At 51.9% G+C, this 23,207-nt stretch carries 28 protein-coding genes and 1 tRNA gene; 11 read left to right on the top strand and 18 right to left on the bottom strand.

The genetic code is table 11. The features are described from left to right. Window positions 1-230: 230 nt before the first annotated feature. Together tatC and MA03_RS03135 are read right to left on the bottom strand one after the other, a co-directional pair. A complete protein-coding gene (gene tatC / locus MA03_RS03140) occupies window positions 231-1,067 on the bottom strand; it encodes a twin-arginine translocase subunit TatC (RefSeq protein WP_219731651.1) in 837 nt (278 codons plus the stop codon). 2 nt (window positions 1,068-1,069) lie between these two features. Then, window positions 1,070-1,573, bottom strand: coding sequence for a hypothetical protein (locus MA03_RS03135; protein ID WP_052883882.1), 504 nt, complete (start codon window positions 1,571-1,573; stop codon window positions 1,070-1,072). Between the two features lie 116 nt (window positions 1,574-1,689). Here MA03_RS03135 and MA03_RS03130 point away from each other — a divergent pair, with 116 nt between their 5' ends. The 4 genes from MA03_RS03130 to MA03_RS03115 are packed head-to-tail and all read left to right on the top strand — an operon-like array spanning window position 1,690 to window position 5,564. Then, window positions 1,690-2,634: an ATP-binding cassette domain-containing protein gene (locus tag MA03_RS03130; protein WP_052883881.1), complete on the top strand. Its 945-nt coding sequence runs from the start codon at window positions 1,690-1,692 to the stop codon at window positions 2,632-2,634. A 2-nt stretch (window positions 2,635-2,636) separates the two neighbouring features. Beyond that, entirely contained in the window at window positions 2,637-3,455 is an 819-nt protein-coding gene (locus tag MA03_RS03125; RefSeq protein WP_236944921.1) for an ABC transporter permease, read from the top strand. Continuing rightward, window positions 3,452-4,231: an ABC transporter permease gene (locus tag MA03_RS03120; RefSeq protein ID WP_052883880.1), complete on the top strand. Its 780-nt coding sequence runs from the start codon at window positions 3,452-3,454 to the stop codon at window positions 4,229-4,231. Before MA03_RS03125 ends, MA03_RS03120 begins: the two co-directional genes overlap by 4 nt. A 1-nt stretch (window position 4,232) precedes the next feature. After that, the gene (locus MA03_RS03115; protein ID WP_052883879.1) at window positions 4,233-5,564 is read left to right on the top strand and encodes a protoporphyrinogen/coproporphyrinogen oxidase; all 1,332 of its coding nucleotides are present in this window, start codon (window positions 4,233-4,235) and stop codon (window positions 5,562-5,564) included. Here MA03_RS03115 and MA03_RS03110 read toward each other — a convergent pair. The 7 genes from MA03_RS03110 to MA03_RS03080 all read right to left on the bottom strand — a co-directional run bounded on the left by MA03_RS03110 (window position 5,561) and on the right by MA03_RS03080 (window position 11,584). Beyond that, window positions 5,561-6,073, bottom strand: coding sequence for a hypothetical protein (locus tag MA03_RS03110; protein ID WP_052883878.1), 513 nt, complete (start codon window positions 6,071-6,073; stop codon window positions 5,561-5,563). The two genes, MA03_RS03115 and MA03_RS03110, sit on opposite strands and share 4 nt — an antisense overlap. A 34-nt stretch (window positions 6,074-6,107) precedes the next feature. Further along, window positions 6,108-7,847 (bottom strand): hypothetical protein, encoded by a 1,740-nt coding sequence (locus MA03_RS03105; protein WP_052883877.1) that lies wholly within the window; start codon window positions 7,845-7,847, stop codon window positions 6,108-6,110. Between the two features lie 144 nt (window positions 7,848-7,991). Further along, the gene (locus MA03_RS03100) at window positions 7,992-8,561 is read right to left on the bottom strand and encodes a stage II sporulation protein M (RefSeq protein WP_052883876.1); all 570 of its coding nucleotides are present in this window, start codon (window positions 8,559-8,561) and stop codon (window positions 7,992-7,994) included. Window positions 8,562-8,701: 140 nt separating this feature from the next. After that, window positions 8,702-9,106, bottom strand: coding sequence for a CBS domain-containing protein (locus MA03_RS03095; RefSeq protein ID WP_052883875.1), 405 nt, complete (start codon window positions 9,104-9,106; stop codon window positions 8,702-8,704). Between the two features lie 63 nt (window positions 9,107-9,169). Next, window positions 9,170-9,243, bottom strand: a tRNA-Gln gene (locus tag MA03_RS03090). A 41-nt stretch (window positions 9,244-9,284) separates the two neighbouring features. Next, window positions 9,285-10,781, bottom strand: coding sequence for a hypothetical protein (locus tag MA03_RS03085; protein ID WP_191118714.1), 1,497 nt, complete (start codon window positions 10,779-10,781; stop codon window positions 9,285-9,287). A gap of 59 nt (window positions 10,782-10,840) precedes the next feature. Beyond that, a complete protein-coding gene (locus MA03_RS03080) occupies window positions 10,841-11,584 on the bottom strand; it encodes an ABC transporter ATP-binding protein (protein WP_191118713.1) in 744 nt (247 codons plus the stop codon). A 162-nt stretch (window positions 11,585-11,746) separates the two neighbouring features. Between MA03_RS03080 and MA03_RS03075 the strand changes: the two genes are divergently transcribed. The 4 genes from MA03_RS03075 to MA03_RS03060 all read left to right on the top strand — a co-directional run bounded on the left by MA03_RS03075 (window position 11,747) and on the right by MA03_RS03060 (window position 13,631). After that, window positions 11,747-11,956, top strand: a complete 210-nt coding sequence (locus MA03_RS03075; protein WP_052883872.1) for a hypothetical protein — start codon at window positions 11,747-11,749, stop codon at window positions 11,954-11,956. Window positions 11,957-12,055: 99 nt separating this feature from the next. Further along, complete coding sequence (locus MA03_RS03070; RefSeq protein ID WP_052883871.1) at window positions 12,056-12,718, top strand: hypothetical protein; 663 nt, start codon at window positions 12,056-12,058, stop codon at window positions 12,716-12,718. Continuing rightward, complete coding sequence (locus MA03_RS03065; RefSeq protein ID WP_052883870.1) at window positions 12,718-12,993, top strand: hypothetical protein; 276 nt, start codon at window positions 12,718-12,720, stop codon at window positions 12,991-12,993. The genes MA03_RS03070 and MA03_RS03065 overlap by 1 nt, the downstream gene beginning before the upstream one ends. 26 nt (window positions 12,994-13,019) lie before the next feature. Further along, entirely contained in the window at window positions 13,020-13,631 is a 612-nt protein-coding gene (locus tag MA03_RS03060) for a CPBP family intramembrane glutamic endopeptidase (RefSeq protein WP_052883869.1), read from the top strand. Here the strand turns inward: MA03_RS03060 and MA03_RS03055 are convergent. From MA03_RS03055 to MA03_RS03020, 8 genes are all read right to left on the bottom strand, one after another. Further along, a complete protein-coding gene (locus tag MA03_RS03055) occupies window positions 13,628-14,140 on the bottom strand; it encodes a hypothetical protein (protein ID WP_219731650.1) in 513 nt (170 codons plus the stop codon). The two genes, MA03_RS03060 and MA03_RS03055, sit on opposite strands and share 4 nt — an antisense overlap. A gap of 164 nt (window positions 14,141-14,304) precedes the next feature. After that, the gene (locus MA03_RS03050) at window positions 14,305-15,678 is read right to left on the bottom strand and encodes a monomethylamine:corrinoid methyltransferase (RefSeq protein ID WP_191118712.1); all 1,374 of its coding nucleotides are present in this window, start codon (window positions 15,676-15,678) and stop codon (window positions 14,305-14,307) included. 39 nt (window positions 15,679-15,717) lie between these two features. After that, entirely contained in the window at window positions 15,718-16,380 is a 663-nt protein-coding gene (locus MA03_RS03045) for a cobalamin B12-binding domain-containing protein (RefSeq protein ID WP_052883866.1), read from the bottom strand. Between the two features lie 50 nt (window positions 16,381-16,430). Then, window positions 16,431-16,742: a hypothetical protein gene (locus MA03_RS03040; RefSeq protein ID WP_052883865.1), complete on the bottom strand. Its 312-nt coding sequence runs from the start codon at window positions 16,740-16,742 to the stop codon at window positions 16,431-16,433. 45 nt (window positions 16,743-16,787) lie between these two features. Further along, on the bottom strand, window positions 16,788-17,615 hold the full coding sequence (locus MA03_RS03035; RefSeq protein WP_052883864.1) for a Rossmann-fold NAD(P)-binding domain-containing protein: 828 nt from the start codon (window positions 17,613-17,615) through the stop codon (window positions 16,788-16,790). A gap of 45 nt (window positions 17,616-17,660) precedes the next feature. Further along, window positions 17,661-18,389, bottom strand: a complete 729-nt coding sequence (locus MA03_RS03030) for an ABC transporter permease (RefSeq protein ID WP_052883863.1) — start codon at window positions 18,387-18,389, stop codon at window positions 17,661-17,663. Further along, on the bottom strand, window positions 18,386-19,273 hold the full coding sequence (locus MA03_RS03025) for an ABC transporter ATP-binding protein (RefSeq protein ID WP_052883862.1): 888 nt from the start codon (window positions 19,271-19,273) through the stop codon (window positions 18,386-18,388). The genes MA03_RS03030 and MA03_RS03025 overlap by 4 nt, the downstream gene beginning before the upstream one ends. A 75-nt stretch (window positions 19,274-19,348) precedes the next feature. Beyond that, complete coding sequence (locus MA03_RS03020; RefSeq protein ID WP_219731649.1) at window positions 19,349-20,050, bottom strand: formate dehydrogenase accessory sulfurtransferase FdhD; 702 nt, start codon at window positions 20,048-20,050, stop codon at window positions 19,349-19,351. 395 nt (window positions 20,051-20,445) lie between these two features. Here MA03_RS03020 and MA03_RS03015 point away from each other — a divergent pair, with 395 nt between their 5' ends. Then, complete coding sequence (locus MA03_RS03015; protein WP_052883860.1) at window positions 20,446-21,699, top strand: S8 family peptidase; 1,254 nt, start codon at window positions 20,446-20,448, stop codon at window positions 21,697-21,699. Window positions 21,700-21,834: 135 nt separating this feature from the next. Here the strand turns inward: MA03_RS03015 and MA03_RS03010 are convergent, their stop codons facing one another. Further along, the gene (locus MA03_RS03010) at window positions 21,835-22,083 is read right to left on the bottom strand and encodes an AbrB/MazE/SpoVT family DNA-binding domain-containing protein (protein ID WP_052883859.1); all 249 of its coding nucleotides are present in this window, start codon (window positions 22,081-22,083) and stop codon (window positions 21,835-21,837) included. A gap of 284 nt (window positions 22,084-22,367) precedes the next feature. On the opposite strand from MA03_RS03010, the gene MA03_RS03005 reads away from it, so the two are divergent. Beyond that, a complete protein-coding gene (locus MA03_RS03005) occupies window positions 22,368-22,589 on the top strand; it encodes an antitoxin VapB family protein (protein WP_052883858.1) in 222 nt (73 codons plus the stop codon). Next, window positions 22,568-22,987 (top strand): type II toxin-antitoxin system VapC family toxin, encoded by a 420-nt coding sequence (locus tag MA03_RS03000; RefSeq protein ID WP_191118711.1) that lies wholly within the window; start codon window positions 22,568-22,570, stop codon window positions 22,985-22,987. The genes MA03_RS03005 and MA03_RS03000 overlap by 22 nt, the downstream gene beginning before the upstream one ends. Window positions 22,988-23,207 lie beyond the last annotated feature (220 nt).

Below are 23,207 nucleotides of genomic sequence, written 5' to 3'. Positions count from 1 at the left end.
CAATTATCACAGAAGCTTTTGAGGAAACAGGGAAGATATAGGCTTTGACAACAGAAGAGAACAATGCTCCAGGGAGAACGAGAATAAATACGAGCAATATTATATGTCTTAGAAAAGCGGAGCTCGAAATGGAATTTTTCATTGTTATTCATTATCAAAATTCTCAAAAACTATTATTTTTTTATCTTCAAGTATAAGTACACTTTTATTCTAGAGTTTGATTTGCCGATTTAATGTTTTTCCTTCTCTTCGGCTCTCTTTATGAGCCACATAGAGAGGAAGTAGAGGCCTACGAATGGGATTCCTAGGGCCAGGTCGCTGAAGGGTGTCGGGTCAGGGGTTATAAGCGCCAGGAAGGTGTAGCCTGCGAAGACTATTATTCTCCAGTTCTTGTTCAGTGTCTCGTAGTTCACGATGCCTATCTTGTGGAGTGTCAGGAGGGCTAGGGGGAACATGAAGAAGACGCCTGTTGCCAGGCTCCCTATAAATATGTCGTTATAGAACTCCTCGATTGAGAAGAAGAGGCTGGCCCCTCCGAGAGTTGCTATCCAGACAGCTGTCGCGAAGACTATAGGCATGACTACGAAGAAGCCATATATGACGCCGGAGAGGAAAAGGCCGAGCGAAATATAGATGTACTTTTTAACTATTCTCTTCTCATGGGAGTAAAGTCCCGGCTCGATGAACTTGTAAAGATAGTAGACCGTCACGGGTGCTAGGAAAGCTATAGTTATTAGCGCTGCAAGGTAAAGGGATGCTGTGAGGCTGTCAAACCAACCGTGTGCTATGAGAACAACGCTGGAGCCTGTGACGCCGAAAAGCTTGGCGAAGGGGTATGCGAACAAGTTGTTCTGGAAGTCGAGCATATAAGTCTTCGTTATGTTCATCGCGTAAAACAATATGGGATAGTATGACCTTGGAAGCTCATTCGGCGCTGGCGCTAAAAGTAGCAGCAGGATAAAAGCCACGTGAAGTATGAGTATTCTCCTTATGGTCTCTAACAGGTCGTAGACATGCTCCAACAATGGCTTCTCAGGTAACTCTTCTTCCTGGCCCGTGTGAACCACCCTCACTCAACACAGAGATCTTCTCGGCACCTAGCAGACTCTACTTGTAAGTCTTTAAGGTCTCCTCCCTTAAGGATATCTATGAGCATTTTAAACGCGTCGCGTCTAACGCTGTAAATCTTGGACAGGTCTTCGAGTAGGCTTTTAGCCGAAACCGCGTCTCCCGTGCTCAGCTTCTCAGAGAGCCTGCGTATGACTTTCTCTGCGCACTCATCGCAGTGTACCACGGCCATGGAGAGATGCTTGACCGTGCACCAGAAGCTCTCTGCCGCTGTTCTCGACTCAGCCCCTTCTCCGCCCTTCATCACGCCTACGAGCCCGAAGAGCACCTCTCCTAGCGTTTTACGCCCCATCCTAAGCCTGTCTATGTAGGTTGAAAGGCTGGGCTCCGCTATCTGAGAATCTATCTCGAGTAGGTGCTGTTCTGCGTGTGCAATGTGGGCTATAGCGTATGCCAGCTCTTGCAGTAGTGCTTCCTCGTATACAGGGGATCTGGCATCAGCCATTTGAAACCACAGTACTTGAAATCTTTGGACTGTATTAACCTTTTCCCGTTCATCGCGTCGCTTATTTAAAAACAAATATATTTGATCGGAATATTGTCTACAGACAGGTCTCCCGTATGGTGACGAAAGCTATAGAATTCAAAAACTTTACCAAGGTTTTTGGTTCGACCATAGCCGTAGACAGTTTAAACCTGGACATTTACGAGGGCGAGATCTTTGGCCTTCTCGGCCCTAATGGCTCGGGAAAATCCACCACTTTGCTGACTCTCTCCACGGTCTATAAGCCTACCCGCGGAGACATCTACGTTTACGGGCACTCCGTCTCCCGAGAAGGAGACATCGTCAGGCGCTACGTGGGTATAGCTTTCCAGGAGCCGAAGGCACTGTGGATAGACACCCCTTACGAGCTCTTGGAGTGGCACGCGAGGGTGGTGGGCTACTCTAGGAGCGAGGCAAAGCAGGTTGTAAAGGAGGTGATGGAACAACTGAACCTTTGGGAACACAGGAAGAAGATGTTCTACCAGTTGAGTGGGGGCACTAGGAAGAAGATCGAGATAGCAAAGGTGCTTATACAGAGGCCGAAGGTAGCCATATTTGACGAGCCCACGGCCCAGGTAGACGTTATCACGAAGCACGCGCTCTGGGATATAATACGCGGCTTAAGGGAGGAAGGCACGACCGTAATAGTAGCCACGAACGACATGTTCGAGGCGGAAAGGATATGTGAGAGAATAGGGATCATCTTCAAGGGCAGGCTCAGGGCCCTTGGAAGAGTAGAAGAGTTAAAGGATCAGATACCCGGGGGAGATATAGTTGAGATCCAGTTTGAGGGCGACGAGGAAAAGGTAAAGAGACTGCTAGACTCACTCTCAGAGATAGGTAAGTACCAGTTCAGCGACCACAGGGTTCGAATATACCTCAACAAGGGAGAGGAGAAGGCTGTCGAGATAATCAACAACTTTACGAGCCTAAATATCAAGGTAAAGAAGGTGATGATTCAGGAGCCAACCCTGGACGACGTGTTCTTCTACTTTACAGGATCCATGCTCAAGGAGGGATAAACATGCACATGCCCGCCCTACGAGAAGACCTGAGAGGGTTATGGCTTCTAGTCATCTGGGATCTCAACAGGATGAAAAGTAGAACTCTTTTCGTCGTCATGCGTGTATCATGGTTTGCCCTACAGGTCTCCCTATTCGGGCTAGCCCTGTCAGCGATGGTGAGGTTTAGAGCGATAGCGGGCACGAACCTTGACTACTACCACTTCTACCTCTTCGGCATATACACCTCCATGCTCTTCTCGATCAGCGTGTCTAAGGCATACGACATAGCAGAGGAGTTCGAGGAGGGTACTATAGAGTATCTTCTCTCACTGCCCTTCCCGAGAAGGGTGCTAGCCCTCGGCAGGTCTATTGGCGGAGGGGTAGCCTCCTTTCTGTTCACCCTGCCCATGTTTGCCTTCATAGTCTACCTGCTAGGCTCCTATGATCCCGTAGCCCTAACAGTCTCTATGATCAGCGCACTAGCCTTCTCGATAGGAGTGGTCGGGTTTGTCCTGACGGTAGTCTTAAGCTTGAAGTCCAGTGATTCTACAGACATAGCTTTCGGCCTCCTCGACGCAATCCTCGTACGTCTGAGCACGGTCTTCTACCCGGCTCTTGTGCTTTCAAAGATAGCACCATACTATTATGCGGCACTGGTAAACCCCTTGTCGCATATGTCGGATCTTCTGAGGACAATATTCTTCTTTGAGGAGTTCAAGGCAATAGCCGTAGCAAACCCAGACCTGATGGCAGCCTATGTGTTCGGCCTGGCTGTCGGGCTTTCCACACTCGCTGTCCTCGTAGTAGAGAAGGCTGTGGAGGGGGGTGGCTGGAAGTGAGCAAATCGGGAGAGTTTAGGAGCATAGCCCTGATAGTCTACAGGGATCTCACAAGGTTCTGGAAGTACAAGTTCTGGCTTGCAGGGCAGATCGGCATGAACCTCGCAGACATACTAATCTATGCGCTCGTCTTCACCAACATGGTCAACACCCAGCTGATCCCAGACTACTTCAAGTTCTTCACGACTGGAGTCATAGCCATAGCGGCATTTGCATCCGCTTTCTCAATTGGGCGTGAGGTGGGAATAGAGATAAGGCGCGAGTACACCCATTACCTTTTAGGCCTCCCATTCACGCGTTGGGTCCTCATAACGGGGAGAATACTTGGAGGAACCCTTAGAGGTCTAATCTACCAGTCAAGCTTCATCCTCCTGGCCGCCTTGCTGGTAGGAGTCCCAGACCTCTATGGATGGCTTTTAATTGCCGTAACATCAACAGCTCTCTCCGCGTCGATGTCCGGACTCGCCATAGCAATATCATCCTCAACAAAGGACTTCAACCTCCAGGCTACCTTCAGGGCGCTCACCTATTACATCTTCTTCTTTTTCTCTAACGTTTTCTACCCCAGGCAAGTCCTGGCTATGCGCTTCCCAAAGCCGTTAGCCGAGGCCATCGGGTACATGCCCGTCTCAATCGCCGCGGACATCTACAGGTGGGCTTTCCGCTACAACCTGGAGATAGATATCGGCCAGAGGTTCCTCCTATTAATGGTTTGGACGACGGGAATGCTGATTATAGCATCCTTAATATACCTCTGGAACCTTACGAGAGGATAGCATGACAATCCTGAAGTCGGACATAGCGGTCCTAGGCTGCGGTTGGACAGGGATACTCCTATCCCTGATGCTTAAAGAGCGCTACCCGAAAGCCAGCGTCGTATGCCTCGACGCCTCAAGGCATCCCGGCGGTCTGCTGCGCACCGAGACGATTGACGGCTACACGTTCGACATTGGTGGCAGCCACATTATATTCTCCCGGGACAGTGATGCACTAAACCAGCTCCTAGGGTTTCTCGATGGGAACACTGTGAGCCACGAGAGGAAGAGCTTCATACTCTACCGTGGCGTCAAGGTACCCTATCCCTTCGAGAACGGGCTCTTTGCTCTGCCGCCTGACATCAGGGCAGAGCTACTCGTAGGCTTCGTGGAGAAGCTCCTAAAGAATAATAGCTCGCCTCCAAAGCCTAAAAACCTGCGAGAATGGGCCTACGGGTTCTTCGGGGAACCAATAGCCGAGGAATATCTTATACCCTACAACGAGAAGATATGGAAGAGGAGGGCAGAAGAGATAGACTCAGACTGGCTCTACACCCCCGGCAGGCTACCATGGCCCGACTGGAGGGACGTCGTACGCAGCGGCGCAGGCGTGCCGACAACAGGCTACAGGGAGCAAGCCACCTTCTACTACCCCCGAGAGGGCGGGATACAGAGCCTCTACGAGGCTGTTTATCAACGCGCCTCCAGGCTGGGGGTTCAGGTGTTAAAGGGAGTAAAAGTAGAGTCCCTTGAGAGGAGGGAGCACTGGAGGATTAACGGAACCGTAGAGGCTGGGCACGTCTTCTCAACCATCCCCTTGAGGGAGCTTGTCCTGGCACTGAACGCGCCCAGCGACGTAAGGCGCGCTTGCAACAGGCTAGATTACAACAAGGTACTTGTCGTGGGGGTTGCAATGAAGAAACCCGCCCCGAACGAGCACTGGGTGTATGTACCGTCCAGGGACCTGGTCTTCCACAGGTATGCTTGGATATCCAACTACAGCCCGAAAAACGCCCCTAAAGGGGCTTCCGCGTTGATCGCCGAGGTAACCCTCGAGCCCAGGGCCAGCGTAAACCCTGAAGCCGTCGAGGAGGCTGTCGTGGACGGACTAAAAGAGATAGGGGTGCTCAGCGAGTCTGGAGCCGAGCTGGTCTTTGCCAAGAGCTGGCTCCACGAATACGGCTACCCAGTGTATACGCTTGGCCACGCCGAGGCCCGTAGAACGGTGCTAGAGTATTTGGAGGGTGTTGGTGTCAAGACGGTGGGAAGATGGGGGTCCTGGCACTACTGGAACATGGACAAGGTTCTAATCGAGGTTAACAGGCTCGTCTCTTCTCTTCCAAGTTCTCCTTAATCTTTTCTAAGCTTTCTGAGAATAGTCGCTACGACAATTATGCCGTAGAATAGTATTCCAAGCAGCCAAGCAGCTACACACAACTCATAGATTAGTGGGGTTAGCGTGGGATTATAGAGAGGATTAATAGTCAGCGGAAAGAAGGGTTTTATATCGGAGTATAGCGGTGCATCAAGCAGTACGTGGAGCTCCGTTCCGATAACGCCAGCCGCGTAAAACGCACGCGCACTAGTCTGTTCACCAGCCTCCAGGAGCAGCAGCTTGTAGAGTGGTGCGAAGCTTTTCTCGAGTAAAAGCATGATATGACCCAGGAGAAGGCCGTAAAGGAAGGCAGCCAGGAAGGTGTGAAGGTAGCCGTGGAGAGGATAATCCAGCCCAAAGATAAATACGAGGAGGGGCTCAATATCTACAGCTATGCTTGCCAGTAGAAATGTGGGGAGGTGCAGCCACCTCCTCAGAGGCAGTCCTAGAGCGAGGCCGGGGCCTAGATGATAAGGCGTGAATGGCATAGCGTCACCGTTACTATGAACGTGTTATTTGATCTTATTCCTTTTGATCAATCCCTAACTTCTGTAGAACCTCTTTTAACGGGAAGCTTTCCCGCATCCTAATCCAGGCCTCCTCGACGTAGAACCTTACGGCAAGCCTCATAGCCTCTCCGTCTATACGCAACACCTCGTCCCCGCTGCGGAAAAACGATGCCAGACTTAGGGCCGAGGCTAGCTGTACAGCTCTGCGCTCGAGCCGCATTGAAAAGGGTAGCGCTCCTGAAGCCTTTATATGCTCAAATATCAGGTCCCTTGCCTTCTCGATTATGCTCAGTTCAGCCTCTGTCAGTAAGACAGGCTTCGGCTTGAAGTCGTTTAGTAAAGGATGTCGTGTCTGTATGGCGTGAACAAGAGTTAGATGATCCCTTATAAGCGGAGCCTTCGAGGCCATCTTTCTCGTGGTGATCCCGAGCATAAGCCTCTTCTGGCTCTCTGCTAGCTCCCGGTACTTCTCCTTTGTTAAGCGGTGGAGCCTGCAGAGCATGCGATCCTCGATCGCGTTGAAGTTCGGGTCGCTGACCGTCACCTCATAGCCCTTTTCGAATACCCTCGTATTGTAGTTCACACTGAAGTATGACGTGAACCTGTAGGGCCCGACCCTGTAAGCCTTTGTCTCGTAGGCTATCACGCCGCCCTCCATGGCTAGCTTCAAGGGCTCAACCATGCCCTTATACCTGAACCAGTCGTTGAACTCCGTCACGATGAAGTTGAACCTCCGACCCGAGTAGGCCTCACCTATAGCTATGAACATTGCGGGAGTCATCCCGCCACAATACCTGTTGAGCCCGGGGAGCCCGTGGGCTGGGACGCCGAGGGACTCATTCCCGAGAATGAAGTCTTTCGTAGCGAATGTCTTGCCGGTACCCGGCTCGCCGAAAAGAGCCAGGTTAAACCCCGTAGCCATGGACCTGTGCCCGTCCCCTGTAACGACCGGCGTGTCCGTCAGGGCGTATTGTTGGGTGAGGGTGAGGAGCTCATCGAAGAAGATCTCCTTCCCGAAAAGGTCGACGAGATAATCTTTGAGCTCTGAGACCCCGAATCTCTCCCCGAATTCCAGTACATCATCCAGCCTTTGATCCAATAGTTTCTTAACGTGAGAGTTGTACTCCTCCTCCATCTCTAGAACCCTGACAAACTCGTCCTCTGCCTGTCTCGTGCTTAGCCTGGGGACAGGCTTGTACTCAACGGACCTTACAAACTCCTCGACTACGGGCCTAATCTCCTCCGGTATAACCCACGCTTTCTCACGTGGTCCGCCGGACTCCCAAACCAGCTCCCAGCGATCCCTCAGCTCTGCAAGCACCTGTGCAGCGTTAAACCTGGATCCATACAGCTCGCTTGCACGGGCAGCCACGGCTGCATACGGGGCCTCGCCCAGCTCTAGCAGGGCTTTTAGCAACGCATAGACCCTTAGACCGTTGAGCCTGAAGGCCTCCCATATGGACGACTTAACCTCTTCCCATGAGCCTTGAAGGCTGAGAACCCCACCCTTCACCGTATAGAATCTTCCCCTAAAAGTGTAATAAGCAAGGTAAGGGGAGAGAGACAACACCTGTGTAAGCTGTTCATCCGTCAGGCGTGAGGCAAGCTCTTCAAGGCTCTTCGGCCAGTCATAGTCCATGCCGAGAACTCCCTTATACACTTTTGCCCGCATCTCCCAGCCTGTAGGCTGTTCAAGCTGCGGCAGGAACCTCCTTAGGAGGAGTACGCGCTCATGAACCTTATCGTAGCCCACCCAGGATCACTTTTCCAATACGAAAAGAATGAAGTGATAGCTGTAATTAAGCTTTACATTAACACCTACACGGTAATCCCTGACAACTCTCTCTAGAATAGCCACAAGTCCTCGCGGGCTAAGAGCCTGCTGAAGTATTAGTATCTAAAAGCCTCGAACCCATGCTACTACCACGGGAGTTACAAGGCCCTCAATCAGGGCTGCCACGAAGATTGCGAGAACTGCGAGAGCAAGCCTCCTCGGCGCGGCACGCAGAAGCCCCTTATATTCTCCAAGTGACCCCTTCAAGGCCGAGCGCCAGAAATTCCAGCCTAGCTCGATGGAGAACCCTATAACGTATAAAACAGCTCCAAGCTCCAGCACTCCGTGGGGCAGTATAGATGCGGCAACGACGAGTGGCGAGTAGCCCTTGAGTACAGAATACGAGGCCACAAGTCCAAGTATAGCTCCATTACCCGCGGCCACGAGGAGGGGACCTATTATGGTGAACCCGAACGCCAATGTCAGCAAGACTACCTTCAGATTATTAAGGAAGATAGCGAGGCTTAGTTGAATGCTTGGCCTCAACACGACTCCAAGACGCTCCCTGATAGCTCCTCCGATCAGGTTAACAAGGTGTTCGGCCGTATCATGGGAATAGAACGGCAGTAAACACCCACCTATAAAGCCTGCCGTGAACACTAGAGTAGTCAGTACTAGGAAGATCCTTTTCATAAGGATATCGCTCTAAGCGGGTTTAAATTCTTGACCCTAGCTGTCTAGCCAGTTGCGTTCTCTTTTTTTCCGAAAGGGTTTCCAGGACGGAGGATTCTAGACCATCACACGTGTTAGCCTGTGCACGGGAATTTAGAAAGCTAGGATTTCGACCTGTGTTCTAGGATCTCCTCTATTTTGACTATGTCTCTAAGCGACACTACGCCAACCAGCTTGTCATTTTTGTCTACGACGATTAGGTGGCGCACGTTATGTTCAAGCATGAGCTGCGCCGCCTTAGAGACTTCCTCGTCTTCCCTAATCTTCACTAGTCCCTCCATTGTTCCCACATCCTCTACGTTTAAGTCGTCCAGACCCCTGTGTTGGGCAAACGCCCTTACGAAGTCTCTCTCGGAGATTACGCCCAAAACCCTACGGTGGTCGCTGGGTGAAACTATCGGTAGAAAGCCGATCTTCTCCTTAACCATTATCTGAGCAGCTACGCGTAGAGGTGTCCCGATCTCAACCACTATAGGCTCCCTAGATGTGAGCGATTTTACATTCATCAAAACTCAGGTATACTGTGCTTTATGCAGTATTTATTAATTATCCGTGGGGAGAAGCAATAGTAGCCCGGCCGGGATTCGAACCCGGGATCTGCGGGTCCAAAGCCCGCCATGCTTGACCGCTACACCACCGGGCTCTACATCTTTATATGGTTTAGAAATTTAAATCTAGCTCTGTCTACTGGACGTCGCTATACCATATCTGCTCATATAAAATGTCCTCCGATATCTTCCATAGTAAGACAGAGATCAAGGCAGACCCAGTGGCTAGCATGAATGCGTTGAGAAAACCGGTCGAGTATTCGACGAATAGTTCGTGCAGGGCGAGCACGATAATAGCGGTTAAGCCCGAGAGGCCCATTATAGCTGTAGCCGTGAGGTCCTCAACCATGTAGAAGCCGCGTGAAGAGTAGCGTACAAGCCTTCTACGAGAGGCTATTCTCACCAGCGTTGAGAGAATGAGAAGTGTTGCGAGAATCATAAGAGGCAAGGCTGTGATTGGCAGGAGTAGCCAGGCAGGCCTTGAGTCATAAACGGCTCGAAATAACGCCAGGAACAGAAGGCCCTCCACATAATACACCGCTGTCTTCGTCATGAGCGAGCGGGTAAGAGGCTTTAGGCTAGCCGGATAGAGCCTGTATAGCCAAAGGTTCGACAGGTCCCGTTGCACGGTGAAAGCAGTCGAAATTGTCGCCTCGCTTGCCAGGAACACTGCACCAAACGAAGACAACGTAAGCGCATCCACACTTATGTTCAACTCCCGGAGCACTACGGCTAGAAGAGAAGAAAAAGCGAGTCCAGTTCCCACAAGGAAAAGATGTCTGCTGCTTGTAATGCTTAGACCCAGGATAACCTTCCTTACAGCTCCATCAATACTTGCATCGCTTAGCCTAACTGTTTTTCTCTTCCATAAACCCATTTCTCTGAGCATCTCGTAGAGAGGCCTGATGTTCTCGGGGTGCGTCACCCTCGAAAGCACTGCGAGCAAAGCGACCATAGCGATAGATGACGCCAAAAGGAGGAGGAACTCAACCACTAAAGTATACGTGTCCACACGCCTAGAGAAAACGTCTATCATAGGTCCCGCGATAGGTGCCCCAGGCAATGTTAGCAATGGAGAGAGCCTTGACAGCATCAGAGAGTGTATCCCGGATAAGGCGAGATACGCGTATCCCGTAACTTCGGGAAGCCTCGTCCTCGACAAGGCGATCCGGGCAAGCGTAGCCAGCATTACAAGCGTCTCCGAGTAAAGAGCTATCAAGGGAAGCGAGAGCATGAAAATAAGGGGACGGGTTGGGCTGGGCTCCACGTAAGTGTATAGCAGCGGGGTGGCAAAGAAAACCAGTGGAATCGTATAGAAGAGGGTCTGAAAAGAGAAGTAGAGAGTCTTACCTACAAGATATTCAGCCATGGTAACCGGTAAAGCCAGAAGCAGCTCGTGTTCAGCCTCCTCGGAGGCGGCTATTTCCCTCCTCCCCCGTATAAGTGTCAGAATGATAGTGACTGTCAAAGTGGCACCAGTGGCGTCCTTTATAGAGTTACGGGTGAGCCCAGCGTTTGTTAACAAGCTAGGGTAGGGTGCCACTCCGCGAATAATGAATGGGGGAACCGCTATGAGAAAGACGAAGAGAGCGAACAGTAATGCCAGGACAGCCCGCCCGGCGCTTCTCTTCAAGAGAGGGTTCAAACCGTTCTTGGCCATGTAAAAGGCTATTTGCAGTGATACTCCTAGCCTCAGTACCCCTCACCCCTTGTGAGTAAGAGGAAGACGTCCTCGAGTGTCGAGTTCTCGCCCGTGGCTGCTTTTCTTCGTATCTCGTCAATGCTCCCCTCTGTTATTATAACGCCCTTGTGAAGTATTCCCACGCGTGTACATAGCCTCTCTACGTTGTAGAGCAGGTGGCTTGAAAGTACAACCGCTGCACCCTCACGCGCAAGCCTGGAAACCTCCTCTCGGAATACCCTCTGACTCTCGGGATCCATCCCTGACGTCGGCTCGTCCATCACGAGGACTTTGGGCCTACTCATCAAAGCGCTAATGACTAACGCCTTCTGTACCGTCCCGCGGGAAAGCTTCCCCATAAACTCGTCCATGTATCTCTCAAGTTCGAAGAGGTTTACGAGTCTCTCAACATAGTCCTCGATCTCAGCCCACCTGAGCCCTCTGAGAGAGGAGACGAACTCCAAAAACTCCCTCACACTGAGGTAGTCGAACCCCACGGTTAGCTCTGGGACATAGCCTGTACAAGACAACGCCTGTAGCCTATGCGTAGCGACGTTATATCCGCATAGCTCTATCCTACCATCATCAGGCCTAACCAGCCCCACTAGAGACTTTAGGGTTGTAGTCTTTCCAGCGCCGTTTGGACCTAGAAGACCGTAGACCTCGCCGGGCCTAACCGAGAAGCTCACCCCCCTAAGTACAGGTACCCTGTTGTAGCTCTTGACAAGCCCCTCGACTAGTATAGCGGTACTCATAAAACGTCTCTCTGAAATTACACGAAAACTTGTTATATTTTTTGCAAAGCCGCCACTGCTCTAACAATGACTTATGGATAGCCCCCCGCGAGTCGCTATTTCAATGCTAGAACCCTACTTTACTTGAAAAATATTTATCACAGAAATAGAAAGATTCAAATAATGCATTTATACAAAGTCAAGTCAATGATGGGCAAAAGACAATATATTGTAAGTATACCGGAAGAACAGTACTTGGAACTTTCCAGCATTGCCAAATCCCTAGGAAAAACCCCCGAAGAGATTGTCACAGAACTAGTCGGGTATTATATAAAGACGAGAACACCCCCCACGCATCCCCCCGGATACGCCTACTCCGATTACGGCGAATAAGGCAACCATACTCTGTACGAAAAACATATATTTTTCTAAAACACCCCCTCCGACACACAGACACTACTCTTTATCAACTCACCTGACAATTCCCCCTATGTGGACACATTCATCAGGGCATCCGAGCTCCCGCGAAAGGGCAGAGAGTACCTCATAGAGGAGATCAGGCCCGGGACAGCCACCCTAGTCTACGGGCAAGTAGAGCTTCTCGAGAAGGCCCTCTACAGGCTCGTGTCTGCATGGGCCTCTAGCGGGGAGCGCTCGCTGATAGTCTCCTTTGTAGACTACCATGAGTCACAGGTAATAGACACGTATACGCTCGCCGAGTATATGCTCTCCGAGAATATGGATCCCGAGGCGGGGCTCAAGCTCGTCTACCTGGCGACACTCTACAATAAGAGGCAGGCTGTCAGCCTAGACTATAAGAGGGTACTGGACCACGTGAGGCCCGGCGTCGTAGCCCTCTACAGGGTGTCCCGTCTCTTCAAGCATGCCGAGTACCCCCTGCTTCTATCCGCCCTCTCGAGGGCCCGGGAGGTCATGATGAGGGGTCTACCACTCGTGGTCTTTGTTGACGAGTCACAGTCGAGGAGAGGCTTGCCGGAAGGGCCCGCTTACCTTCTCCACTTCTCTTCTACTGTGATCAGGCTTAAGGGGCTTAGGGGAGGCTATATCGAGGCAAGCCTGGTAAAGAGCCCCTGGAGGCGGGAGCGCTCGGAGTTCTTCGAAAGCAATATCCGCGCGGTGGAGGGGTGGTTCTAATGGGTCGTGTAAACTACAGCTTTACTCCTAGGCTCAGGGAGGAGGTTCACAGGATAAGACGCGACCTGTGGCAGCTGCTGAGCGCGGAGGAGAGGCTGGCCCTCGAGAGGCTTGAATCCAGGTGGATAGGTAGATCCCACCTGATAGAGTCTCTCTCCACGCCATACCTTCTCGGCGCCATGCTTCTCGTAGCGTTGCTCGACATAGAGGCTAGGCTAGAGAGAGTTGAGGCCGAGCTTGCACGCCTCGAGTCCGGCACGCATGGCAAAGAATAATTCACCCCTTCAACTATTCATCGTGTATGGACGCTAGAAGAGAAAAACTCATAGACTTTGTGCTGCTTGTGCCCCCCTGGCTACTCTTTCTCCTACCCTTCCAACTTCTACGAGCACGCCTCATCGAGGCGATGGTCTTTGTATCACTATCTCTAGCAGTCCTGGTAACCCTGACCGGGAGGGCTAGCCTGCACTTGAAGGGTAAGCTTTGGCCTTTAAGCTCGGCTCTCGGAGCCCTGGTACTCTATGCTATATTCCTTGCGGGGGGAGTCTTCGCCAAGGCTACGGGTATGTGGGATCAGGTTATGGCGGTGTACTCCGTAGCTGGTCCCAGCGTGGTCCAGCTGATAGGCGTCCCCGTCATAGGCTTAGCGGAGGAGGCGTACTGGAGGGGCTTCGTTCAACGCTACTTTACGGAGGGGCTCCTAGGTCTTCCATGGTGGGTTTCCGTTGCCCCGTATTCTCTAGTCCATGTAGTCTCGGGAATGCCCTTACTCGTTCTAGCAGCGATTCCAGTGGGACTCGTAATGGGTCTTATCTGTGAGAGGAACGGGGTCCTAGCCTCAGGAATAAGCCACGCGGTCTGGCTCTATCTCGTCCTGTACGTCTTCCCCGTCAGCTCTATCCTAAGTCCTTAAAAACTGGGCTTTTTGCCGAGAGTCTTCTCGAGCTCGAGGGCTAGCTCGGGCTTGCCCTTCTCTTTAAGCTTAGACTGGAGATCCGGCCAGGGCTGCTTCCTGGCCTCGACCTTGGGGAGTACCTCGACCAGTACCTCAGCGCTTCCAAGCCCAAATGATGACTGAGCCTTGACAACAATCAAGCCTATCCCGGCCTTCTCGATCCTCTTGAACCCTCCCAGAGCCTCTGAGACTTCGAAGGGGATCGCCAGCCAAACAGCGTTGGCTACCTTCTCATTTATTATCTTTACAAGCTTGTCCATGGAGGCCAAGGCCTCGCTGTAAGTCGTAGCCGCGATAGTGGCGTGTACGGCTGGAGGCTGGGTTACGGATATTGCTACAAGGTCTACAGTGACTCCGCCTGGCGTCGTGGCCCCCTGAACAGTGAGGTACCTATTCCCGAATGCTTTGAAACCACACATAGCGAGGTGGTTTATAAGCGCGGGCTTGGTCAGCGTAGGGGGAGTCAATTCAACTCATCTAAAAAATAATTAGACATTCTGGTAATAATGCATATCTATATAATCCTAGGGGGATTTATGCTAATCCAACCTCCATAATCATCATTGGGCCTAGGACAGGGAAAGAAGTCTAGTCTATGTCTTTGAGTTATAACGTCGAGGATGCCCTACGATCAACCCAGGCTTGGTAGCGAGACCCCGTACTCGCGGAGCTCACGCGAGACCGAGTAGACCATCTCAAGCCATTCTCGTCCAGGCCTACCAGTTTTCACGTTATAGGCTTCCCAGAACGGTTTTCCTGGATCGGGGCTTTTAAGCCTCTCCTCGTACCTCTTAAGGAGTTCCTTTACAAGATCGCACACGGACGCGGGCTTAACCCCCTGCTCAGCAATAGCATGGCCAACCTCAGCCATAAACCTTGCCTCAAGTCCGCCGCCGTTAGGAGCCGTGCCGTTAGCGGGTACTGGGCCTAGCAGGTGAAGCCCATACGCAGAGGCGACTATTGTGTTAGCGGCTATCTCGTATAAGTATTCATGTGTTCCCAGGCCGAAGGCAGGCCATATGTCGCCTACCAGGGGCAGCCTGAGGTGCTCGTTAGCCAGCCCTACGGCGCTTTGAACCCACATACACTCAGGGGCAGACGTCGCCTTCTTAACTATATGCGTAGGGTGTATCAGAACATACCCAGCCCTGTAAGCGGCCAGGGCGAGAAGGGTCTCCGCCACGGCTACAATAGCTGAGCCAGCAGGCCCCCTCGCGAATCCACCGACTATAGGATCCACTAGCGCGGCTCCTATGATCCCGTTCTCCAGTCCAACCTCGGCCTTAGTGAGCTGGGCGTAATCGGCCTTCAGCTCGTTGAGCACGGGCAACAGGTGAGCATCACCCGTAACTAGTAGACCCGATGCTATCGCGGCGAGGCTCGCAGTGCTTGAAACACTGCTCTCAGCCGCCAGGAGATGCATCCCAGGTCTTCCCGCATCCCTTAAAGCCCTCCTGAGAGACAAAAGCTCCCTAACACCCGCGACAGCCTCGCTAGGCGCACCCGCCCTCACACGTACCCCTGAGACCTCCTGTATGCTCCCATGATCTAAAGCGTCGACGAGGGGCTCGACAGCATACGAGAGTGCCGAGGGATAAAAGTACTCCTCTGGCACCGGTGTGCCGGCAAGTCCCCCGAAGACGAATGGCCTAAGAGTGTCGCCCGGCAGCCTAGACTTTAAAACCCTAGTGTCCAAGCCCCTCCCCAACAAGAGTTCGCACGGCGCGCTCGTCAACGCCTCTCGAAGCTCCTCGACAGTGAACTTGGCAACCCTGCTCTCCTCAACGATGTAGAGGCCTGTGTCCGCGGCAAGCGTGAAGCCTGCCTCGAATACCGCCTTGCCTAAACCTGGATCCGTAGCCACAGGGCAGGCAGGGTCATAGGTTATGCTGTACTCTTTCTCGAGCTCGGCCACTCTTCGAGACACGCGTTCCAGGTCGAACTTCTTCTGCTCAACATACTCGCCCTGCTTGGCTCTAGCCTCCACCTCAAGGGGCGTCAACATAGAATCCAAGATTACCATGCGTGGTAAAATATATTTGATCTACACTTTCCTTTTACCCTTCACGAGCTCCCTACACACGGTGACGGCTTCCACGGCATCCCTAGCGTAAGCGTCCGCCCCGATCTCACGTGCGAACTCTAGGGTTACAGGTGCTCCCCCAACGATAACCTTCACTGAGTCCCGAAGCCCGGCCGCGCGCAGGGCCTCAATCACGTTCCTCATCTCAAGCATGGTTGTGGTCAGGAGAGCGCTCATGCCGACTATATCCGGCCTGTACTCTCTCACAGCCTCGACGAAACGCTCCGGAGACACGTCCACTCCAAGGTCTATAACCTCGAAGCCGTCTATACGGAGCATCACGGCTACAAGGTTCTTTCCGATGTCATGTATATCGCCCCTCACCGTCCCAATCACGACCCGCCCCTTGTACTCGCCACTCTGCTCCTTCGTTAGAACAGGGAGAATATACCGCTGCATGACGGCGTTGAATATCTCGGCTGATATCATCAGCTCGGGCAAGAAGTACTCGCCCCTCTCGAACCTGAACCCTACCTCCTGCATCCCCGGCCTCAACCCCCTCTCTACGACCTCGTGTGGACTGCAGCCTTGCTCGAGAGCTTTTGTGGTGAGGGAGTCCACTCTCGACTCGTCTAGCTCTGCAAGAGCCCCCTTCAAAGATTCTAGGAGCTCATCGCAGCTCACGCTACAGTGTTAATGGAGGATAAATAAAAACTTGGTTATCCGCTTATGCATTACTCGAGGATTAGAATCTGCTTCTCGGGCACGAATCTCCACGACTCGCCTGGCTTCAATAGCCTATACTCTACTATGCCTCCGTCCTCGACCTCCTCGACGCTCACAATGCCTGCCCTGAACCCCTTCTCCGCCAAGATATATACCAGGTCCTCGAAATAGTCGTAGAAGCCGCAAGTGACGCAGAAGCTCCCCCTGAACTCCACCGTGAACCTCTCGCCCTCTATTCTAACTAGTCTTGCCGTCGCCTCAGAGCCGTGAAGCTTGTTAAACTCTTCAATAGCCGCCGTTACCGCCTCCAGGAGATTCATGTGAGAAGAAAACCGTGAAAGAAATTTAAAGATATCTGGGGTTGTCTACGCGTAGTAGTCTCTCTTCGTGAGCTGTAGGAAGAGCTCGCGGAGCTGCTCGACCTCCTTCTTCACGCGGGGATCCTGTAGCTCTATCCTCCTCTTCTCGTTGGACTCCAGGACGAATTCGAAAAGCTTCGAGGGGACCTCCTTGTATATTATCTTGGTGTTAGGTATTAGGCAGTGCCCCCCTATAAAGTCGGGGTAGTACACAGGCCTATCGTGGAGGACACTGTGGACCTCAGCGGTAAACTCCGCTATCGTCTTTAGACCAACCCCATACCTTCTAGCGATACGGTCTATCTCCTGCCAAGCGGCTATCATCACAGCCCTGTACACGGTCTCCCATATCTTGGCCAGCTCCAGTGCCTCAGGCTCCTCCTCGGAGACTCTGACCTTGAGCCCCATCGCCTCGAGGTGGGAGCGAGCCACGTCCGCGAACCCCTTCGGGAGGGCTGAAACCCACTTCGGCCAGAAGTAGAGGTGCTCCTTTATCTTGGGGTGCTTCCCCCTCACAGGCGAGAACGCTACTGGTAGCCCTGTCTCGCCGTGCAGCCTCCTAGTGGTTCCGGGAGCCACGGTGGAGTGCACTATGAGAGCTTTTGGTTTAAGGGCTTCAACGTAACTCTTCACATTTTGGAGGAATTTCTCGTTGAAGGGTATGGCGACGTGCAGGTAGTCAAGATTCTCGGGGACCTCCTCGAGCTTATTCACGGTCAGAGAGGGGTTTATGTCGTACCCGTAAACCTCGAAAGCACCCGAGTCGCGCGCTACGCTATACACGGCTCCCCCCACCTCGCCCAAGCCCACAACTAGTATCTTCTGCTTAGTCATCAGCTATCCGAGTACCCGCAGAGATATAAGTCTATGCCGTTCTGTCTAGCCTAGCCCCCACCTGAAAGTCCTAAGCAGGAGCACGATAGATGCAGTCAGCCAGGCGGCGATCATGAGAATCAACACCCAAGCATCAACCACTGGTGTACCCATTCCTGCAATAAGCCTCGCAGCCTCCGCCAAGGGCGTAGTTGGAACTATAAGCATGAAATACCTGTAAGGCTCAGGTAGAGCTTTAGCCGGGTAGTAAACGGGTGGAAGCATAACAGTCAGGGTAACTATTGGGTTCGTGATAGCTGAGATGTTGGCAGGGTTCTTAATTCTGAGCACTACTGATAGTACGAGGAAGCTCCCTAGAAGGAGGGCAATTATAGAAAGCACAAACAGGAGTAGTAGGGATACAGGGTCGAGCCTCATAAGGCTAGCCACGATAAGGGGCATCGAGAGTTCTATAACGAGAATAGGCAGCTGTGCGAGCACCATCCCTGCGTAGTACTCTGCAAGGGTGAGTGGTGAGGCAACGTATACGTTAATCCTCTTCGACATCTTATGCCAGCCGACAACCTGTGCAACCGCATTGGCGCCTATACTCCAGCCTCCAACTATTATGGACGCCACCATGACACCCTTTAATGCTTCCAGGCCACCCCAGATGTAGAAGAGCAGGAAGAAACCTGCAATATAGGATATGGATTGTGCAATCCATGTCCACTCTCTTATCCAGAAAAGTGCCTCACTATAGCTAACGCCTAGTATCCTCCAGACACTCCTCACCTAAGCTCACCTCTCACGAGTAGCAGGTAGGCGTCTTCTAGATCGACGGTTCCCACTGAGATGAGATGCCTAGGATCGTCAAGCAAGGAGACTAGCCCTTCAAATTCTCCCTTCCCGCTGAAATATGCAAGAACCCTGTCGCCCAGATCAACATACCTTTTCAATTCGACCCTGGCCTCCTTGCTCAGCACAGCCTTATGTGAGAAGCCAACCTTCTCGACAAGGGCCTTAGGAGGGCCCTCGTATAGCATGCGTCCTTCATTTAGGATTACAACCTTATCGGCAATAGTCTCAGCTTCAGACATGTCGTGTGTGGTCATGAGGATGCAAGTACCGCTCCTCACCTTCTCCCTGAGAAGCCTCCAAATGTCTCGTCTGGCCTCGACGTCAATCCCTGCTGTCGGCTCATCTAGGAAAAGCACCTCGGCGTCGGTTGCAAGCATCGCGGCAAGGTATGTCCTGCGCATCTGGCCACCGCTAAGCTGTCGCATAGGCCTATTAACCCCTGAAAGGCCCACGGCTTCTAGCCACTCCCCAGCAAGCCTCCAAGCCTCCCAGAACGAGGAGCCTCGGGCCATAAGGTATGAGGCAACATACTCCTTAGGCGTAAGGTCGCCAAAGACGAAATAGTCTTGGGGCAGATATGCAATAACCCTTCTCACGGCTTTATACTCGTTGACGACGTCATAGCCCATAACCTCTGCTCTCCCCGAATCTGGCCTGAGGTTAGTTGTGAGTATCTCGACGGTCGTGGTCTTCCCGGCCCCGTTCGGCCCAGCGAGAATCACAAGTTCAGTGTTACTTGTGAAGCTTAAGCCCTTCAGCGCCTCATATGTTCCATACTTCTTCACTAGCCCCTCCACTAAAACAACGTTACTAGCCATCCAATATGTAATCTTATTCTTATATATAATTTTTTCTTTATTTAAACTTACACTCAAATATCCGGCGTCAACACTTTACCATACGAGTCTCTCTGGATGCGCATAAACGTTAAACCTATCCTTTCTCACGAAACCCACTACCGTCAATCCCGCGTCCACAGCAGCTTTAATACCTTCAAGAGTAGGGGCAGCCCTTGAAGCCAATAAAGGCACACCCACGCGTACGGCCTTTTCGACAATGCTCTTCGTCAGCCTACACGTCACCGCGAGCCCTACACGGCGTAGATCCACTCCATTCCTGGCGAGCAAACCGAGACACTTGTCAACAGCACAATGCCTGCTAACGTCCTCCACATGTCCAAGGATCCTCCCCTCAGGGTCAAAACACAAGGCCCCGTGAAGAGCCCCAGTCTCCCTAAAACCCAGACCTAGGTCGCCTAGCGCCTGTACGGCCCGTAGAATGTCCTTTGCTCTGAAAGCTTGGCTACCGTTTCTACCAGCGTAATCAAGCTTCACTAATTCTCCATGTATCTCCACTCTCCCATCCGAAGCCCTGAATTCGTATCCATCCCTGACACGGTGACCAGTGGAGAGGAGGTGGCCGACAGCGAACTCTTCTAGAAGAGTAGGAGAGCATGAGAAAAAGCCTATACGTATGCCGTTTACTATCAGCTCGAACTCGTACTCAGTCGCCACCCTCTCCTTACACTTCTCTAGAACCCCGGCTCTAAAACAAAACGCCTCTATCTCCCCTAGAAAGGGCTTCACTCGAAGCACCACAATATATCCTATTATTATATTAAAAATGCTCTGATCAAAACAACCACAGGCCACGCCTCATCAGGACGCGGGAAGAGGTCAGAGCCCCACGAGAAACCTCGAATATAACTTCCACTATCCTGGAAAAGTGGTAACCCGTAAATTTAGATACGATATCCTAGAGAAGGGGGCGGATGAGGAGATAGACCTCGTGCAATCATCATACAGCGGTCTTTGAAAGCGGAGAGCCTTGCGGAGAAGATGCCTACGTTGACCCGTATAATTTACCTTTTATTTTCCGCGAGCAGATCGATAAGTTAGCTAGCTAGTTTCGGAGGCAGGCTAAAGTTTTAGATAATTTACACAAGGAAAAGCATAAGAAATATTAACCCCTCTGACGTCGCGACCCCGCTATGAAGAAACTAGGACTAGTAATCCTGGCTCTACTAGCCCTACAGTTACCCCTTCTCATAGAGGCCAACGCAGCAGCACAGTTCGAGACACTCATAATAACCATCGACAAGTCTTCATTCGACGCATCAGAGCTAGGAAAGCTGTGGGGACAAGTTGTCTACGTCGCCGACGCTTTCCCCGTAGCCGTGATAAGGGTGCCTCACGGCGCGGCAATGCATGTACATGGCCTTAAAGGCGTACAGCACGTAAGCGCCGACGGAGTATTCCATTCAGCGGGCAAGCCCGTATCACAGCCCCCACAGACGATCCCATGGGGCGTGCAGCGTATAGGCGCGCCTACAGCCTGGTCTACAACCATGGGCTGGGTCGACCTCAACGGTGACGGCAATTCCGAGATAGAGGTCGCGATCTTCGACACAGGAATAGATGTTGACCACCCCGATCTCGCCGCGAACATTAAGTGGGGTGTCTCCGTGTTAAACGGCAGGATATCCTCTAAATACAACGACCTGAACGGCCACGGAACCCACGTAGCCGGCACAATAGCAGCCCTCAACAACAACATCGGCGTCGTCGGCGTAGCACCCAAGGTCGAGATATACATGCTGCGAGTCCTCGGCGCCTCAGGCTCAGGCAGCTGGAGCGACCTGATCATCGCAATAGACTTAGCCATCAAGGGCCCAGACGGTATTATAGACAAGGACGGGGACGGAGTAATAGTCGGAGACCCCGACGACGATGCGCCTGAAGTCTTCTCGATGAGCCTTGGAGGATCAAGCGCTCCCGCCGAGCTCCACACAGCCATACAGGCCGCGTACAACTGGGGAATAGTCATCGTGGCAGCCGCTGGAAACGAAGGTGCTTCAAGCCCCTCCTACCCTGCAGCCTACCCGGAGGTCATAGCCGTGGGAGCAGTAGACTCTACCAACGCCGTGCCCAGCTGGAGCAACAGGAACCCAGAGGTAGCCGCTCCAGGCGTAGACATCCTCAGCACCTATCCCGACAACACCTACGCTACTCTGAGCGGAACCTCGATGGCCACTCCTCACGTTAGTGCAGCTGTAGCCCTTATCCAGGCCGCCAGGCTCGCCAAGGGACTCCCACCACTACCCCCAGGGACAGCAACCGATACCTCGACCAACACGGTAAGGGGACTCCTCCACGTAACGGCCGAGGATTTAGGAGAAGCCGGCTATGACAGTCTCTACGGCTGGGGAGTTATAAGGATAGACAAGGCACTGGAAAAGGTCTAAGATTGTAATAAGGAAGGTATTCTTTACCGGGGATCATAATTCATTAATCTTCATGGCATAATAAGTTTATAACTATATTCAACTTTTAACGCCTTAGCTTGTCTGCCGTCCCTCGGGTTCATCGCAAATGGGACCTCAGTGTCCAGAAGTGGCATCCAGCAGCCACCTCTCAGCCTTCTTTTCCTCCTTTTCCTCGCTGTAGGGCTCGCCTATCACAGCCTCTAGAACTCTGAAGGGATCAGCTACGCGCTCGAGTATAAGCTTTCCATTCTCTATACGGATTCTGAGCAGGTCCCCCTCCTTCAACCCCAACTTCTCCCTCAACCTCTTCGGCACCACCACCGTGTATCTTCTCCCTACCCGTACAACCTCTGCCCCTCTCATACCATCAGACAAATATTTCCACTCAGATATTTAAAATACGTCTGAAAACCGAGCGAATCGTTAAGGAAAACATTAATGCGTACCCTCGCTAATACGACAGAGTCAATTATCCTCTCGGGGTACACGAAATTATATCCTAAAAATTTAATAGGAAATCGCGCAGAGAGGCTTTCCCTTGCAAAGCCCTAAAACACTTTAATTACCTGTTGTTTTCTGTAGGGGCCATGACTAAACTTATAAGTGTGTATGTGTATTTATAAACATAAGAGTTGGTGGCATTTGGGATGGGCGTGAAAACAATCACTATATCGATTGATGCCTATGAAGCCCTGTTGAAGCTTAAGAGGCCTGGCGAGAGTTTCTCAGACGTGATTTTGAGGCTTGCGAAGAAGAGGAGTCTGCTGGAACTTGCTGGTGCGTGGAGAGATGTCGATGATGAAGAGTTGGGTAAGGTAGTGATGGAGATAAGAGAAGCCTGGTCAGAATGGAGCATCAAGACAGAATGATTGTTTTAGATACCGACCTTCTCATCGACTTCCTAAAAGGTAGAAGGGTAGCAGTGAATACAATAAGAGATTTAATAGAGTCTAAAGCCCGCTTGGCGACTACGGTTATAAACGTTTTCGAGCTGGCTTGGGGGGCCTATAGAGTTGGTAGACTGAGAGACGTTGAGGAGCTATCCGAGATCCTGGAGACACTTAACCTCACGTCAAAAGAAGCCTTAAAAGCCGGTGAGGAGGCCGCGTACCTATATTCAATAGGTCAGCCCCTAGATATTAGAGATTTATTGATCGGCATCATAGCACGCGAGAACGGATACTCGATCCTCACAGGCAATACAAGACATCTAAGCAAGATACGCGGATTAAGAGTGATACCATACCACGGGGATTCCAGTTTATAGCCTTTATGGAATAGCTGACCGGATCATCCCGAAGACAAAGACCGCTTCCCCAGGCTTTCCCAGGCTTCAGTAGAGAAGCACTCTTGCTTGCCACCCGGGGAAAAAAGAGACCTTGAAGAGCTGTCAAACAGTTAACCATTCAGCGGCTTGAGGGCAGAGATAAACAGCAACTTCAAGTGGATCAAAGTAATACCCATCCTCAGACCGGTTGGAGCCATAG

It is taken from the genome of Thermofilum uzonense (genome assembly GCF_000993805.1).
Taxonomy (GTDB): Archaea; Thermoproteota; Thermoprotei; order Thermofilales; family Thermofilaceae; genus Thermofilum; species Thermofilum uzonense.
Note: the sequence above shows the minus strand (reverse complement) of the source record. Positions and strands in the feature narration are given on the sequence as shown.